Source organism: bacterium (assembly GCA_026129405.1).
Lineage (GTDB): Bacteria > Desulfobacterota > Binatia > DP-6 > DP-6 > JAHCID01.
Genome location: JAHCID010000001.1, coordinates 716810 through 731892, shown reverse-complemented (window position 1 = coordinate 731892; position 15083 = coordinate 716810). Strand labels below are relative to the sequence as shown.

Here is a 15083-nt window from a genome sequence, read left to right as displayed (position 1 = left end):
ACCTTTGCCTCGATGAGTTTCTGGTCCCTCCTCATCCCCATTCTCCTCTTGCCCCGCCGCCCGCGGGCAAGGACACCGGGACCCTGCAGTACGCTGTCAGGTCAGGTCGTAGCTATCGCACGCCATGAGCGCCGTTTTGCTGATCGGCGCCGACGTTCGCGCGATCGAGGGCGTCAGCGACGCGTCGACACGAGTCTCCCGCCTCGGCCAACAATTCGGCGCGCATAGCTGAGCGCCACCATGCACGACCTCCACCTCCCCGGCCTCTCCCCCACCCCCATCGCGCGCTACCTCGCCGCGCTCGGCCTCCTCCGCCTCGTCGCCGAGCAGCACGACCCCGACGCCCGCGCCCTCTGGTCATCCGACACCTTCGTCCTCCGCAGCACCCTCGACGCCGACGCCCTCCGCCGCTTCCTCCTAGAGACCTACCGCCCGAGCCCCGTCATCGCGCCCTGGAACGGCGGCAGCGGCTTCTACCCGAAGGACAACCGAGCCGCCCTCGACGCCATCCGCAAGGGCAACGCCGCGCGCTTCGCGCTCGTCCGCGACGTGATCGCCGCCGGGCGCGCCGTGGTGAAGCGCTTCGCCCTCGGCGCGAGCCCGAAGGCCGAGGACAAGGCCGCCTTCCTCGCCGCCATCCGCGCCACCTTTCCCGACGACGCGCTGCCCTGGATCGACGCCGCGGTACTGCTCGGCGCCGACGATCCGCGTTATCCGCCGCTGCTCGGCACGGGCGGCAACGACGGCCGCCTCGACTTCACCAACAACTTTCTCCAGCGGCTGGTCGAGCTGTTCGATCCCGCCATGGGCGTCGCGCGCCCCGACGCGGCAGCGTGGCTCGAGGGCAGCCTGTTCGGTACGCCCATCCCGGGTCTCGTGTCGTGCGCCATCGGGCAGTTCGCGCCCGGCGCCGCCGGCGGACCGAACGCCACCAACGGCTTCGAGGGCGGCTCGATCGTCAACCCCTGGGACTTCGTGCTGGCGCTCGAGGGGTCGCTGCTCCTCACCGCCGCCGCCACCCGTCGCCTCGAGTCGGCCGCCGGCGGCGCCCTCAGCTACCCCTTCACCGTGAGGCCCACTGGCGCCGGCTCTGGCGCCGCCGACGTGGCCGACGAGCAGCCGGCGCGCGGCGAGATATGGCTCCCCATCTGGACGCGCCCCGCCACGTACCGGGAGATCGCCGCGCTCTTCCGCGAAGGCCGCGCCACCGTGGGACGACGCACGGCCGCCGACGGCTTCGACTTCCGGCGTGCCGTCGCGTCGCTCGGTGTCGATCGCGGCATCGACGCGTTCGCGCGCTACGCCTTCGCCATGCGCTCCGGGCGATCGTTTCTCGCGACGCCGCTCGGGCGCGTTCGCGTGCGTCGGGAAGCCGAGAGCGATCTCCTCGTCGACCTCGACCGCGACGGCTACCTGGAGACGCTCCGCCAGGCGGCACGCCGCGACGAGTGCCCGGCCGCGCTCGCGTCCCACGTCCGGCGGCTCGAGAACGCCGTCTTCGCGATGCTGGGACGCGCGACGCCGCGCCGGCTCGCCGTGCAGAACGTCCTCGTCTGCCTGGGCGCGATCGAGCGCGCCGCCGGGGCGAGCCGCTTCGCCCGCGAGACGGCGCGCATCCGCCCGGTTCCCTGGCTCTCCGAGGGCTGGGCGATCGCTGCCGACGACGGCAGCCACGAGCTCCGTCTCGCCGCCGCGCTGGCCGGAGCGTGGGGCTGGCCTTGCCCATTCCGGGCCCACGTCGCCCCGGTCGGCCCGAGCGACCGCCGCGGATGGGAAGCGCCGGAATGGGAGCCGGGCAGCGCGCTGGCCACCTTCGGCGATACGATCGAATCCCTGGCGGCGACGCTCGACCGGCGGCTGCTCTCCGCGGAAACCGCCGCCGCGCCACCGGCCATCGATCCGCTCGACGGGCGCTGCCGCGCCGACGCCGCCGCGCTCGCGGCCTTCGTCCGCTGTGACGTCGACCTCGCCCGCCTCTGCGACCTCGCGGCGGGACTCGCGCTCGTGCGGATGCCGGCGACCCTCGGCCGGCGAGAGGAGTCGGCGGGCGCGACGGCAGGAACGTCCGCCGCCCTCGCGGCGCTGGTCACGGCATTCTCGCCGCCCGCCTTGCTCTCCCACCTGAAGCTCCTTCCTGTCGGCGCCACGCTCCCGCGACCGCGCCGAGTCGTCGCGCTGCTCCGCGCCGGCCGCACCGGCGGCGCCGTCGCGCTCGCGTGGCGAACGTTGCGCCTCGCCGGCATGCCGCTGCCCGAGCCGGCGCCCGATGCCGTCGAGTCGGACGGCGCCCGGCTCGCGGCGGCTCTCCTGTTTGCCCTCGAGCCGGCAAGCGTCGCGGAGCTGGCGCGGCGGCTCGTGGAGCCGATCGACCCAGCCAGCGAACCACCGACGAAAGGATCACCCGCATGACCACCATCGACACGGCTCTGTCCGCCGCTCCGCGCCTGCTCCTCGAAGCCGACCTGCGCCCGCTCCAGGGCACCCGCTTCCAACCGACCGGCTTTCCCGACCTCGGACCCGCCACCTACGAGGACGCCGACGGCCGGCGCATGCTCCTGCTCGAGTCCGCGCAGAGCGTCGCGAACCGGCTGGAGACCGTGTGCTGGGACGCGGTCGCGGACGACTGGCTGGCGCCGCTGCGCGGGCTGCCGCTCGTGAAGGTCGTCGACGAGGCGGGGAAGCCGCTCACCAACTCCGTGCTCGAGGCGCACCGGCTGAACTCGCCTTACATCCTCGAGGGCAAGGACCGCAGCGTCTTCGACCGGCTCAAGGCCGAGCTCGCCGATATGGAGGAAGGCGCGGTCGACATCCGCAAGCTCGCCGCGGTCCTGCTCCGGCTCGACGTCAACGCGCTCCTCCACGGCGTCTTCATCGCCAAGCAGGAGCTCGCCGGCGGACGCCTTCGCCTGCCGCGCGCGCTCTCCGGGTTCATCGAGGCGGCGGACGTGTCGGTGGCGCAGAGCGGCGGCGTCAAGAACGACGCCGTCAACCCCTCCGGCGACACCTCGAAGGGCTTCGGCAACGTGCCCTACGCGCGCGAGGAGTTCACCGCGAAGCGCATCGTCGCCTACTTCAACCTCGACCTGGCGCAGATCCGCGGCTTTGGGCTGGGCGCCAACGTCGAGGCGCTCCTCGTCACGCTCGCGCTCTACAAGGTCCGCCGCTTCCTCGCCGAGGGCCTCCGCCTGCGGACGGCGTGCGATCTCGAGTGCACCGAGCTGCGCGCGACGCGCCCCGCGGGCTTCGTCGTGCCCGAGCTGGCGGCGCTGGCGGAGGCGCTCCCCGGTCTGATCGACGCCGTCGCGAAGGAGAGCCGCTTCGCCGACCCGCGCGTCACGGTCGTCACCTGGAAGAAGAAGTAGCCCCGGTGCTGGCCATCGCCTTCGAGTTCCCCGCCGGTCGCTATCACGCGACGCCGTGGGGCCGGCACGTGAACGAAGCCGACGTCGGCTGGCCGCCCGACCCGTGGCGCATCGCACGCGCGCTGCTGGCAACCTGGCGCCGCAAGGCGACGCCCGACGAGGTGCCGCGCGAGACGCTGGCGCGGCTGATCGAAACGCTTTCCGGCGAGCTACCGGGCTACGCGCTTCCACCCGCGGTTCATGCCCACACCCGCCACTACATGCCGACGCGCGAGGGCCGGGCCGAGAAGACGACCCTCGTCTTCGACGCATTCGCGCGCTTCGGAGCCGACACCCGCCTGGTGGCCGTGTGGAATTCGCTTCGTCTCGACGGCGACGAGGAGCGCGCGCTCGATCTCCTGCTCGCTCGCCTGTCCTACCTCGGGCGCGCCGAGAGCTGGGTCGAGGCGCGACGCCTGCCCCAGTGGAACGATCCGCTCGATACGTGCCCCGCCGGGGACGGCGTCGAGACCGCTGCGTCGGACTCGCACGATCTGGTGACGCTCCTCGTCCCCCGCTCGCCGGCCGAGTACGCGGCGCTCCGAGCGCGGACCCTTGCCGACGCCAAGCAGCGGCGAGCAGGCAAGAAGGAGATGGACGCGATCGTCGCCACCCTGCCGATCGACTGGCTGGCGAGCCTCGAGGTCGAGAGCGGCGCGCTACGGGCGGCGGGATGGAGCGCCCCTCCGGCGGCGCGCGCCGTGCTCTACACGCGCCCGACGAGCGCGCTCCAGCCGGCGGCCGTCCCGCGAGTCCGGACGCGGAGGAGCCACACGCGAGTCAGGGTTGCGCGCTATGCGGTGTACGGCAAACCGCTGTGCCGCGTCGAAGACGCCGTGCGCTTCGGCGAGCGGATGCGGCGGGCGATCATGGGACGGTGTCGTACGATCCTCGGCCCCGAGAGCCTGCCCGAGGTCTTCTCCACCCACGGCCCGTCGGGCCATGCGCACGCGTTCTACCTTCCCGAAGCGCACGAAGGGGCGCGGCCCGGCCTCGCCGGCCGCGTCCATCATGCGATCGTCTTCGCAAAGGCAGGCTTCGACCGTAACGCCGTCGCCGTCCTCGAAGGCCTCCGACGAGTGGCCGACGCCGACGGCCGCGCCTGGCAGGTGATCCTCGAAGCGGTAGGCGACCTCCCTGCCTTCGCGTCGCCGCTGCTCCGCCACGCACAAGAGTGGCGCTCCGTGACCCCGTATCTCCATCCCTGGCACCGCAAGCCGCGCTTCGACGCTCCGGACCAGATCCGCCGCGAGCTGCGCGAGCGCGGCCTCCCCGATCCCACCGCCGTCGAGCCCGTCGCCGAGATCGCCGTCGGCGGCCGCATGCTGCGACCGATCCACTTCCATCGCTTCCGCTCCAAGCCGGGCCTGACGCAGCCGGATCGGCAGGGCAGCTTCTGGACGCTTCGCTTCGCGGAGCCCGTCCCCGGTCCGCTGGCGCTCGGCTTCGCCTGCCACTTCGGCCTCGGGCTGTTCGCCCCTCTCGAGTGACATGACACCTTAACCGAGAGCGTCAGGAGGCCCACGAGGCTCGATCGAATCACGTTCGACGCGTCCGTGACGGGCCGCGGGCACAGCGATCCGCGGGCACTGCTCGGCCGCATGCCACCTCGCGAGGACCCACCTCCGGTGCCGCCGGAAGCCGCGCAGCTCGTGCGCGACTTGAAGCGCCGCCACTATGCCGGCTGGCCCGACGAGCCGCTGCCGGCGCTCTGCGGCCTCACGCCGTGCGAGGCCGCCGCCCACCCGGCGATGCGCGCGCAGCTCCGCCTGCTGCTCGACGACATGGAGCACGGCGAGAGCGCGGCGCTGCCCGAGCAGCGCTTCGACTTCGACGAGCTGCGCCGAGCGCTCGGCTTCGTCTAGCTCGCCGGCGCGGGCCGCGGCGGCCGGAAGTCCACCGCGCGGCACCGCCCCGCGCGCAGCTCGCGCACCAGATCGTCCATCCCCCGGATGTCCGCCTCGAGCTCCGTCGCCACGATGCCGACGAAGCTGACGAGGTGCGCGTCGCTGCCGCCGTAGCCGGCCCAGCCCTGCGCGGCCATCATCGCGGCGACACGGTCGTCCTCGCCCTTGCGGCTGCCCCCGTTCAGCGCTTCCACGGCGACGACGCCTTCGAGGTGCGGCTTGGTCTCCAGGTGCGCGCACAGGCCGACGGTGGGACGCCCCGGGTGACACGGCAGGGCGACGCCGCCGAGACGCCACACCTCGGAGATCACCTCCTGCGCGGGCAGGCGCACGTTGGTGAAGTCGAAGCGTGCGAGGATGTCCTCGTTCACGCCGTAGACCAGCATGTGGCCGTACTCGGTCTCGACCTCGGCGGCGTTCAGGATGAGGAAGCCGTAGCGGTCTTCCAGGTCGCGGAAGTCGCGGCCGAGCTCGAACTGGCGGTGCTCGGTGAGGACGATGCCGTCGAGCGGCCGCTCGGCGCGCTTGCGCTGCAGCAGCTTGAGATAGGCCTCGACGGGGGCACGGCTGTCGTCGGAGCGCTCGGAGTGGAGGTGCAGGTCGAGGATCATCGCGCGGCCCGCGACCGTAGCCAGGCGGTCCGGCCGGGGCAACCCGCGCGGCGGCCGTCGCACCTGCGCGGTGTGGCCGGCACGTTTGACCCTCACGGGACGTGGGCCTACTGCTGCAAACGTGGCGTCCGCGTACGACCGTCTGGCCGACGTACTCCGCGCGCTCGAGGCCGAGTCGGTGGCGTACGTGCTGTTCGGCGGCCAGGCGGTGAACGCCCACGGCATCATGCGATTCACCGGCGACATCGACCTCTTCGTCGACCCGACGCCCGACAACGTCGAGCGCCTGCGCCGCGCCCTGCGCCGCGTATGGAACGATCCCGACATCGACGACATCCGCGTCGAGGACCTCGCCGGCGAGTATGCCGTCGTCCGCTACGGGACGCCGGACGACTTCGCCATCGACCTGACGGCGCGCATCGGCGACGCGTTCGCGTATGGCGACGTCGAGCATCAGCCGCTCGTCGTCGCCGGCGTGCCCGCGCGGGTAGCGACGCCGCGGATGCTCTACCGGATGAAGAAGGGCACGGCCCGCCCCCATGATCGGGCCGACGCGGCGGAGCTCCGGCGGCGCTTCGGGCTGGAGGACGAGTAGGTGCCCGTCCACAGGTTCCGCACGTTCGAGGAGGCTCGCGACGCCCTCTGGCTTCCCAGCGGCGACCCTCGCATCCTGGCGCGGCTGCGCCGCCTCGCGCAGCTCGCGCGCCCGGCGCCGATCCGGCGCGGCGTCACCCGCTTCCGGACCATCGCCGACGCAAAGGCGGGCCGGTTCGTCGCGGACCCGGACTGACGGTCAGGCCGGACGGAACTTCGCCAGGGTCGTCCCCGGCGCGACATCGTCGAACACCACCTCGACCGCCATGCCGATGCGAACCGCGTCGGGCGCGCAGCCGACTATGTTGGTCATGACCCGCGGCCCCTCGGCCAGCTCGACGATCGCCAGCACGTAGGGCAGCTCCTCGCGAAATCCCGGCGCCTGGTTCTGGTGCGTGACGGTGAAGCTGTAGACCGTGCCCCGCCCCGAGCAGCGCAGCCACTCGGTCGCCGGCGACATGCAGTGCGTGCACAGCGCACGCGGCGGGAAGCGCACCGTGCCGCAGTCGCGGCAGCGCTGGACGTAGAGCTCGTGGCGCGCGAGCGCCTCCCAGTAGCCGCGCGACTCCTCGTCGATGCGCGGCAGCGGCTTCACGTAGCGCTTCTCGCTCATGCGTTCCCCAGCAGCATGGTGACGCCGCTGTGGCGCTGCCCGAGCATGCCGCCCGTGCCGTGCACGAGCGCGACCTCGCAGCCCGCCACCTGTGCCGCGCCGCGCTCGCCGCGCAGCTGCCGCACCGCCTCGACGACGAGGAAGATGCCGCGCATGCCGGGATGGTTCGACGACAGCCCGCCGCCGTCGGTGTTGGTCGGCAGCGCGCCGCCGAGGCGCAGGCGCCCGTCGGCGCAGAACGCCCCGCCCTCGCCGAGCTGGCAGAAGCCGAGGGCCTCGAGCGTCGCCAGCACGGTGATCGTGTACGAGTCGTAGACCATGCAGAGGTCGACGTCGGCGTGGGCGACGCCGGCGCGCGCGAAGGCGAGCGGCCCGGACTGGCGCGCGGCGATGTCGAGGAGGTCGCGGTCGCCGATGCCGTGATGGCGCACCGCCTCGGCGGCGCCGAGGATCGTCACGGGCCTCGCCTTCAGGTCGCGCGCCCGCTCGAGCGACGTCAGCACGAGCGCGCCGCCGCCGTCGGAGATGAGGCAGCAGTCGAGGAGATGCAGCGGCGACGAGATGATGCGCGACGCCAGCACGCCCTCGACCGTGATCGGGTCGCGATACTTGGCGTGCGGGTTCAGCGCCGCGTGGTGGCGCATCGTGACCGCGATCTCGGCGAGCTGCTCGCTCGTCGTGCCGTACTCGTGCATGTGCCGCTGCGCGACCAGCGCGTACGAGCCGACGATGGTGGGGCCGTAGGGCAGCTCGAAGTGGTCGGCGGGGTCGCCCATGCCGCCGCCGCCCGTGCCGATCGCGAAGCGCTCCGACGCCGCCGTCGAGCCGTAGGTGACGAGCACGACGTCGCACAGCCCGGCGTCGATCGCCGCCGCCGCGTGCAGGCAGTGCGACACGAACGACGAGCCGCCGATCGCCTGCGAGTCCATCCAGCGCGGGCGCAGGTTCAGGTGCTGGGCCAGCGACAGGATGCCGATCGGGCCGACGCCGCTCGTGCACAGCCCGTCGACGTCGCGCAGCGACAGCCCCGCGTCCTCGAGCGCGCCGCGCGCGCTCTCGGCGTGCAGCTGGTACGCGGTCTTGTCCGGCGCGAAGCGGGCGGGGTGCTCGTAGACCCCGGCGATGGCGACGTTGCGCCACGGCGCCGTCACCCGATGCCCTCCGCGAACTCGACGAGGAGCCCGGCGAAGCGCTCGTGCTGCTCGAGCGGCGCCTGGTGCCCGGCCTGCGGGAGGATCTCGAGCCGGGCGCCGGCGATGCCCGCCGCCAGCTCGCGCGAGCGCTCGGGGGGCGTCACCTGGTCGTCGGCGCCGCCGACGACCAGCGTCGGCACGCGGACGCGGCCGAGCAGCGGCACGCCGTCGAACGCCTGGCAGGCGAGGAGGTCGCCGAGCCGCACACGCGGGTCGGTCTTCACCTGCTCCATCCAGGCTTCCTTCATGAGATCGAGGCCGGTCGACGGCGAGAACGTCTCGGTGGTGAACTGCTGCGGCAGCCGGCCGCGCGAGACGTCGCGGCTGATGGCGATCGCGCCGGCGAGGCCGTCGAAGCGGGCCGCCGTGCACACGAGCACCAGGCCCGCGATCGCCTCCGGCTCGCGCGCCGCGGTCACGAGGGCCACGGCACCTCCCATGCTGCGCCCGACGAGGATCGGCTTGCACGGGCCGAGCGCCCGCCGGAAGCGACGCACCAGCTCGGCCATGTGCTCGATCGAGCCCGGACCTTCGACGCCCGGCGAGCGCCCGTGCCCCGGCTGATCGAGAGCGACGGCGTCGTGCGTCGCGCCCAGCCCATCCAGCTGGCGGCGCCACATGCCAGCGTTGCTGCCCGCCGCGTGCAGCAGGACGAACGGACGGCGGCGCTCGAATGCCGGCGGCGCATCCGGCAGCGTGGTGCGGCCGGTGTGCAGGTAGTGGACCGTGACGCCGTCGAGGTCCACGAATTTCGTCGCGGGCGGGCTGGGCAAGTTCTGCCCGGTCTATGGCCGGCCGGCGCGGGGTGTCAAATTCTCCGCGCTCGCCGCGGCGCTTCAAGCTCCCTCACGCCCCGGCCGATACCCCGTCTAGCCCCATGTTCACCATCATCGGCCTGCTCGTCGTCTTCGGTTGCGTCCTCGGGGGCTTCACCATGGTGGGCGGGCCCATGCACGTGCTCGTCCAGCCGGCGGAGCTGGTGGTGATCGGCGGCGCGTCGCTCGGGACGCTGATCGCGGGCGCGCCGGGGAAGATGCGCGGCCGGCTCTTCGCCACCATCGGCAAGGCGTTCAAGAGCACGGCGCCGAGCAAGACCGACTACGTCGATCTCCTGAAGCTCCAGTACGAGCTCTTCACGTTCATGCGCAAGAACGGCGCGGTGGCGCTCGACGAGCACGTCACCGAGATCGAGAAGAGCAGCATCTTCAAGAAGTACCCGTCGTTCCTGCATCGCCACCACGCGGTCGAGTTCTTCCGCGACGCGCTGAAGCAGATCGTCAACGGCACCGCGTCGGCGGACGAGCTCGACATCCTGCTCGACGCCGAGCTGGAGACCCACCACGAGGAGGTCGCGATCCCGGTCGGGCTCCTCAAGACCACCGCCGACGCCCTCCCCGGCCTCGGCATCGTCGCCGCCGTGCTCGGCATCATCGTCACGATGGGCCATCTCGACGCCGGCCCCGAGGAGATCGGCCACCACGTCGCCGCCGCCCTCGTCGGGACGTTCCTCGGCATCCTGCTCTGCTACGGCCTGTTCCATCCGATCGCGAACAGCGCCGAGCTGCAGGAGGTCTCGAACGGCAAGTATCTGAAGTGCATCAAGGAGGGCGTGGTCGCGTCGCTGCGCGGCGCCGCCCCCATCGTCGCCGTCGAGTTCGCGCGCAAGGCGATCTTCTCCGACGAGCGCCCGACCAGCGAAGAGACCGACGCCGCCTGCCGTGCGGTGAAGCAGGCGGCCGGCTGATGGCCGACGAGCCGCGCCCGCGCATCGTCGTCAAGAAGAAGGGCGGTCACGGCGCGCACCACGGCGGCGCCTGGAAGGTGGCCTACGCCGACTTCGTGACGGCGATGATGGCCCTCTTCATGGTGCTGTGGCTGCTGACGCAGGCCGATTTGAAGCTGCGCCAGCAGATCGCGCAGTACTTCCGCAACCCCGGCGTGCTGGTCGGCGGCGCCATGATCAACGCCGAGATGAACGAGTCGCGCAGCCGCGAGCCCAAGGTCATCTCGATGGACGTGACCGTGGTCTCCGGCGACGCCGAGGAGGAGCTGCTCCAGAACCGTCTGCGCGAGATCGAGGAGATCATCGAGCAGAAGGCGACCGAGGACCCCGTTCTCGGGGAGATCAAGGATCAGGTCCTCGTCCAGGTGACGGAGCAGGGCCTGTCGATCCAGGTCATCGACAAGGGCCGCACCATGCTGTTCGACGTCTCGTCGGCGGAGCTGAAGCCGCCCGTCGTGAAGCTGCTGTCGAGCATCGCCGGCATGCTCGGCTCGATGCCGAACCCGATCTGGATCGGCGGCCATACGGACAGCCGGCCGTATCCGAGCGCCTCGGCCATGACCAACTGGGAGCTGTCGTTCCGCCGTGCGGACGCCGCCCGCCGCATCCTCGAGGCCAACGGGCTGCGCCGCGGTCAGGTCGAGCGCGTGCAATCGTACGCCGACAGCGAGCCGGTGATCCCGGAGAACCCGCTCGCGGACGAGAACCGGCGCCTGTCGATCCTCGCCGTGCGCACGCAGGCGCCGCCGCCCACACCCACCGCCGCGCCGGGCGAGGAGCCCGTCGTACTTCCGCCCGACCCGCTGCCGGGCACCACGGCCGCCGTACCCGTCGGCTGACGAACCCGAGGAGACCCCTCGCCATGCGCCCCACCGCTCTCATCGCAGCCGCTCTCGTCGGCCTCGTGACCACGGCCCACGCCGACGTTCTCTGCCGCAAGAAGTCCGGGGTCGCGCTCATCCGACCCGACGCCTGCCGCAAGAAGGAGACGGCCGTCGATCCGGCGGCGCTCGGCCTCGTGGGCCCGACCGGAGCCGCTGGAGCCGCCGGAGCCACCGGCCCGGAGGGCCCGGCGGGACCGCCAGGGCCCAATGCCGTCCGGGCCTGGGCTCACGTCGACCCCAGCGACCCCTCCCTCGTGGCGGCCAGCGGCATCACCGGAGTCGCACGCGCCTCGACCGGCGTCTTCTGCCTCACACCCCAAGCCGGAGTCGACGCCGACACCAGCCTCCTCGGCGTGTCGGTCGACTACTACCACTCGTCCGGCGCCCAGAACTTCGCCCAGATATCGTATCCCCAGCTCAGCTGTGCTGAGGGGACCTTCGAGGTGCGGACCTTCGACGGGACCGGGAGCCTCGCGAACACGGTGAGCTTCGTGCTCGTCGCCTACTGAGCGCGCGGCGTTTCCCTGGCGCGGCGCGACGGCTACGCTGCCGTCGTGCGCCGACGCGATCTGGAAACGCTGGAGCTGCCGCGCGTCCTCGAGGCCGTGGCGGCGCATGCACGGTCGACGGCCGGCCGCGACGCCGTACGCGCCCTGCGACCCACCATCGAGCTCGCCGAGGCCCGCGAGCGCCTGGCGCGGCTCGGCGAGGCCACGGCGCTCGGCGACGAGGCCGGCGCCATCCCCACCGCCGACGTGCCGCTGCTCGCACCCGCGCTGGCGCAGGCCGCACCCGCCGGCGCGGCGCTGGAGAGCCGGCGGCTCGTCGAGGTGCGCGACGTGCTGGTCGTCGCACGACACGTGCGCACGCACCTCCGCCACGACCTCGACCGCTTCCCGCGGCTCGCGGCGCTGGCCGACGCCCTACCCGAGGCGCCCGAGCTCGAGGCCGAGCTGCTGCGTACGCTCGACGAAAGCGGCGAGGTACGCGAGGACGCGAGCCCGGCGCTGGCGCAGGCGCGTCGCGCCTCACGCGACCTGCGCGCCAAGCTGGAAGCGCAGCTCGAGCGCGTGGTGCACGATCCCGCGAACGCCGGCGTCGTCGGCGACGACTACGTCACCGTGCGCAACGGGCGCTACGTGCTGCCCATCCGCACCGCGGCGGCATGGAGCTTCGAGGGCGTGGTGCAGGACCGCTCCTCGTCGAGCGAGACCGTCTTCGTCGAGCCGCTGTTCGCCGTCGAGCTGAACAATCGCCTCGTGCTCGCGGCCCGCACCGAGGAGGAAGAGGAGCGCCGCGTGCGCGCGGCCCTGACCCACCTGGTGCGCGTGCACGCCGAGCCGCTGGCCGCGCTCGAAACGGCGCTCGCGCGCGTCGACGCGCTCGCCGCGGCCGCCGCATTCGCGCGACGGCACGGCGCCACGGCGCCGGCCCTGGGCGGCGACGTCGTCGACCTGCCGGGCGCCCGCCATCCCCTGCTGCTGCTCAGCGGCCGGCCGGTGGTGCCGGTCGACATCCGGCTCGATGCCGGCCAGCGCGGCCTCGCGATCACCGGCCCCAACGCCGGCGGCAAGACCGTCGCCCTGAAGACTATCGGCCTCCTCGGCCTGATGGCGCAGTCCGGGCTGTTCGTCCCCACCGCCGAGGGCGCGCGGCTGCCCTGCTTCGGCGCCGTGCTGGCCGACGTCGGCGACGAGCAGTCGATCGAGCACGATCTGTCCACGTTCACCGGCCACGCCGAGAACCTCGCCGCGATCGCGCGCGCTGCCGGCCCGGGGAGCCTGGTCCTCCTCGACGAGCCGGGTGCCGGCACCGACCCCATCGAGGGGGCGGCGCTCGCGGTCGGCGTCATCGAGGATCTGCTCGCGCGCGACGCGCGCCTCGTCTTCACGACCCACTTCCCGCAGGTGAAGACTTTCGCGCTCGCCGAGGCCAGCCTGGCGCTCGCCGCCTTCGACGTCGACGCGACCACCGGCTCGCCGCGCTACCGGCTCGACTACCACGCCGTCGGCCAGAGCTTCGCGCTCCCCATCGCGCGGCGACACGGCATCCCGGCGCGCGCGCTCGAGACCGCCGAGCGTCTCCTCGCCGGCGAGAGCCGGGACCTCGCGCGTGCCGTCGCCCGTCTCGAGGAGAGCCGCAAGGCGCTCGACGCCGCCCGCGAGACCGCGCGCGAGGAAACCGCGAAGCTCCGCGCGGCGCAGGCCGAGATCGAGACGCTGCGCGCCGACCTGCGCGCCCGCCAGCGCGCCCGCTGGAGCGAGGACCTCGACGCCTCGCGCCGCTTCCTGCGCGAGCTGCGCCTGGAGGGCCAGGCGATCCTCGACGCGCAGCGGGCGAAGCCCGACGCGGCGGCGCTGCGCCGCTTCGCCGCCGACGCCGCCGCCCGCGTCGAGGCGATGGCCGTCGCCGAGGTGCCGCCCGAGGCCAAGGCGCCCGGCCGACCGCCGCGGGTCGGCGACGTCGTCGAGGTGGTCGGCCGCGGCATCCGCGGTGAGCTCGTCGAGGTCGCGGGCGAGCGGGCTCGCGTGCAGCGCGGCGGGCTGCGCTTCGAGGTGCCGGTCGATCAGCTGCGCCTGGTCGAGGGCGCCCCGGCGCGCGAGCGGGTCGTCGTGCGCGTCGAGCAGCCGGCCGCGGAGATGATGCGCGGCGAGATCAATCTCGTCGGGCAGCGCGCCCGCGAAGCCGTCGACGCGCTGTCCGGCTTCCTCGACCGCGCCGTACGGACCGGGCTCGGCGAGGTGCGCGTGGTGCACGGCGTCGGCAGCGGGGCGCTGCGCAAGGCCGTGCAGGAGTTCCTCGCCAGGAGCCCCTACTGCGTGAAGTTCCGCGACGCCCACCCCGAGGCCGGCGGCCCCGGGGTCACGGTCGCCGAGCTGGCGTGAGACGCGGGGCCGCGGCCCCGCCCCGGCGTCACGGTACCGTCAGCGGCATCGTGTGGACGAACGTCCCCGCGGTGCTCTGCACCTCGAGCGGACACGCCCCCACGGCGCCCGGCGGCACGGCGACGGTGAGCTCCGTCGGCGTGGCCGTCAGCACCGGCGTGGGGATGCCGCAGATCGTGACCCCCGTCACGGTGACGAAGTCGCAGTGGCCGAGCAGGGTGACGAGGTCGCCGACCGCGGCCGTCTTCGGAGTGAAGTCGTCGATGCAGGCACAGCTCGCGCCCGCGACGCCGCAGCACACGCCGACGTTGTTCAGGTCCGACAGCACGACGTCGCCGATGAAGCTCCCCGTCAGCGTGTTGCCGTGGCCGAGACGGATGCGCGAGCCCGGTGCGCACACCTTCGCGGCGATGCTGCTCTGCCGCCCGAACGACACCGTGCCCGCGCCGTCGACGAAGATGCGGAGGTTGCCGCAGCCCGTGCCGACGACGGCGCCGTTGTTGGTCTTCCAGAAGCCGCCGTTCGGGATCGACACCGACACGCCGGGCGCGAGGACGAGGACGTTGCGGCCGCCGCGGAACGAGCACATCGCGTAGTCGCCGGTGCCGAGCGAGAGCCGCGCACCGTTGTTCGCGATCACGAACCCGTAGGCACCGGGCGCGAGGTCGCACTGGCCGTTGCCGGGCAGTACGTCGAACGCGCTGCAGTCGGCGTTCGGGTTGGCCGTCACCGCGCGGGAGGCGTCGCAGGCCGGAAAGGGCGCCGGGAAGCCGCAGGCCGTCTCGATCGCGGTGAGGTCGGGCTGGCAGCTGGCACTGCAGCTGTTCGGTACGATCGGCGTCGCGAACGGCTGCGGCGGCGGCTGCGCGATGGTGACGTTGGCGAGCGGCCCGCCGCCGTTGCGGAAGACCTGGAAGGCCTGCGCGCCGGGCTTGGTGAAGTACTGCGCGTCGGACACCGACTGGGTGCCGTCCGCGAACGACACCTCGTCGAGCCGCATGGTGCCGCAGCTGTCGCCGGGCAGGTTGCTCGCGCAGTTCACGCCGACGTGGCAGCCGCCGCTTATGGCCATGTCCTTCAGCAGCGCCTTGCGCATGGCCAGGACGAAGTAGTGGGTGGGATCCCGGTCGAGCGGCTGCGCGCTCGCCGCGCCGGCCGCGAGGACCAGCGTCGCCGCGACGATTCCGATCACGATGCGCCTCATCGTCCCCA

The 15083-nt window shown here is 73.0% G+C and carries 15 protein-coding genes; 10 read left to right on the top strand and 5 right to left on the bottom strand.

Annotated features, from left to right (window positions below; all coding sequences use genetic code 11):
* Positions 1 to 240: 240 nt before the first annotated feature.
* The 4 genes from csx17 to KIT14_03385 all read left to right on the top strand — a co-directional run bounded on the left by csx17 (position 241) and on the right by KIT14_03385 (position 5266).
* Positions 241 to 2409: a type I-U CRISPR-associated protein Csx17 gene (csx17, locus tag KIT14_03400; GenBank protein ID MCW5889577.1), complete on the top strand. Its 2169-nt coding sequence runs from the start codon at positions 241 to 243 to the stop codon at positions 2407 to 2409.
* Positions 2406 to 3362: a type I-U CRISPR-associated protein Cas7 gene (cas7u, locus tag KIT14_03395; protein MCW5889576.1), complete on the top strand. Its 957-nt coding sequence runs from the start codon at positions 2406 to 2408 to the stop codon at positions 3360 to 3362. The genes csx17 and cas7u overlap by 4 nt, the downstream gene beginning before the upstream one ends.
* Positions 3363 to 3367: 5 nt before the next feature.
* Positions 3368 to 4891, top strand: a complete 1524-nt coding sequence (cas5u6u, locus tag KIT14_03390) for a type I-U CRISPR-associated protein Cas5/Cas6 (GenBank protein MCW5889575.1) — start codon at positions 3368 to 3370, stop codon at positions 4889 to 4891.
* A 138-nt stretch (positions 4892 to 5029) separates the two neighbouring features.
* A complete protein-coding gene (locus KIT14_03385; protein MCW5889574.1) occupies positions 5030 to 5266 on the top strand; it encodes a hypothetical protein in 237 nt (78 codons plus the stop codon).
* Here the strand turns inward: KIT14_03385 and KIT14_03380 are convergent.
* Positions 5263 to 5919, bottom strand: coding sequence for a PHP domain-containing protein (locus KIT14_03380; protein MCW5889573.1), 657 nt, complete (start codon positions 5917 to 5919; stop codon positions 5263 to 5265). The two genes, KIT14_03385 and KIT14_03380, sit on opposite strands and share 4 nt — an antisense overlap.
* A gap of 121 nt (positions 5920 to 6040) precedes the next feature.
* On the opposite strand from KIT14_03380, the gene KIT14_03375 reads away from it, so the two are divergent.
* Both KIT14_03375 and KIT14_03370 read left to right on the top strand, forming a co-directional pair.
* Positions 6041 to 6514 carry a nucleotidyl transferase AbiEii/AbiGii toxin family protein gene (locus tag KIT14_03375; protein ID MCW5889572.1) on the top strand — a complete coding sequence of 158 codons (474 nt, stop codon included), beginning with the start codon at positions 6041 to 6043 and terminating at the stop codon, positions 6512 to 6514.
* The gene (locus tag KIT14_03370; protein ID MCW5889571.1) at positions 6515 to 6709 is read left to right on the top strand and encodes a hypothetical protein; all 195 of its coding nucleotides are present in this window, start codon (positions 6515 to 6517) and stop codon (positions 6707 to 6709) included.
* Between the two features lie 3 nt (positions 6710 to 6712).
* Here KIT14_03370 and KIT14_03365 read toward each other — a convergent pair whose 3' ends face one another.
* Genes KIT14_03365 through KIT14_03355 form a run of 3 tightly spaced genes read right to left on the bottom strand, consistent with a single transcriptional unit; the run spans position 6713 to position 9092 of the window.
* Positions 6713 to 7126, bottom strand: coding sequence for a Zn-ribbon domain-containing OB-fold protein (locus KIT14_03365; GenBank protein ID MCW5889570.1), 414 nt, complete (start codon positions 7124 to 7126; stop codon positions 6713 to 6715).
* The gene (locus KIT14_03360) at positions 7123 to 8277 is read right to left on the bottom strand and encodes a hypothetical protein (protein MCW5889569.1); all 1155 of its coding nucleotides are present in this window, start codon (positions 8275 to 8277) and stop codon (positions 7123 to 7125) included. Before KIT14_03360 ends, KIT14_03365 begins: the two co-directional genes overlap by 4 nt.
* Positions 8274 to 9092, bottom strand: a complete 819-nt coding sequence (locus KIT14_03355) for an alpha/beta fold hydrolase (GenBank protein MCW5889568.1) — start codon at positions 9090 to 9092, stop codon at positions 8274 to 8276. Before KIT14_03355 ends, KIT14_03360 begins: the two co-directional genes overlap by 4 nt.
* A gap of 104 nt (positions 9093 to 9196) precedes the next feature.
* Here KIT14_03355 and motA point away from each other — a divergent pair, with 104 nt between their 5' ends.
* Genes motA through KIT14_03335 form a run of 4 tightly spaced genes read left to right on the top strand, consistent with a single transcriptional unit; the run spans position 9197 to position 13871 of the window.
* Positions 9197 to 10063, top strand: a complete 867-nt coding sequence (gene motA, locus KIT14_03350) for a flagellar motor stator protein MotA (GenBank protein MCW5889567.1) — start codon at positions 9197 to 9199, stop codon at positions 10061 to 10063.
* Complete coding sequence (locus KIT14_03345; protein MCW5889566.1) at positions 10063 to 10941, top strand: OmpA family protein; 879 nt, start codon at positions 10063 to 10065, stop codon at positions 10939 to 10941. The genes motA and KIT14_03345 overlap by 1 nt, the downstream gene beginning before the upstream one ends.
* Positions 10942 to 10964: 23 nt before the next feature.
* On the top strand, positions 10965 to 11495 hold the full coding sequence (locus tag KIT14_03340; protein MCW5889565.1) for a hypothetical protein: 531 nt from the start codon (positions 10965 to 10967) through the stop codon (positions 11493 to 11495).
* Positions 11496 to 11540: 45 nt separating this feature from the next.
* Positions 11541 to 13871, top strand: coding sequence for a Smr/MutS family protein (locus KIT14_03335; protein MCW5889564.1), 2331 nt, complete (start codon positions 11541 to 11543; stop codon positions 13869 to 13871).
* Between the two features lie 28 nt (positions 13872 to 13899).
* On the opposite strand, the gene KIT14_03330 is transcribed toward KIT14_03335, so the two are convergent.
* Positions 13900 to 15075: a hypothetical protein gene (locus KIT14_03330; GenBank protein MCW5889563.1), complete on the bottom strand. Its 1176-nt coding sequence runs from the start codon at positions 15073 to 15075 to the stop codon at positions 13900 to 13902.
* Positions 15076 to 15083: the final 8 nt, after the last annotated feature.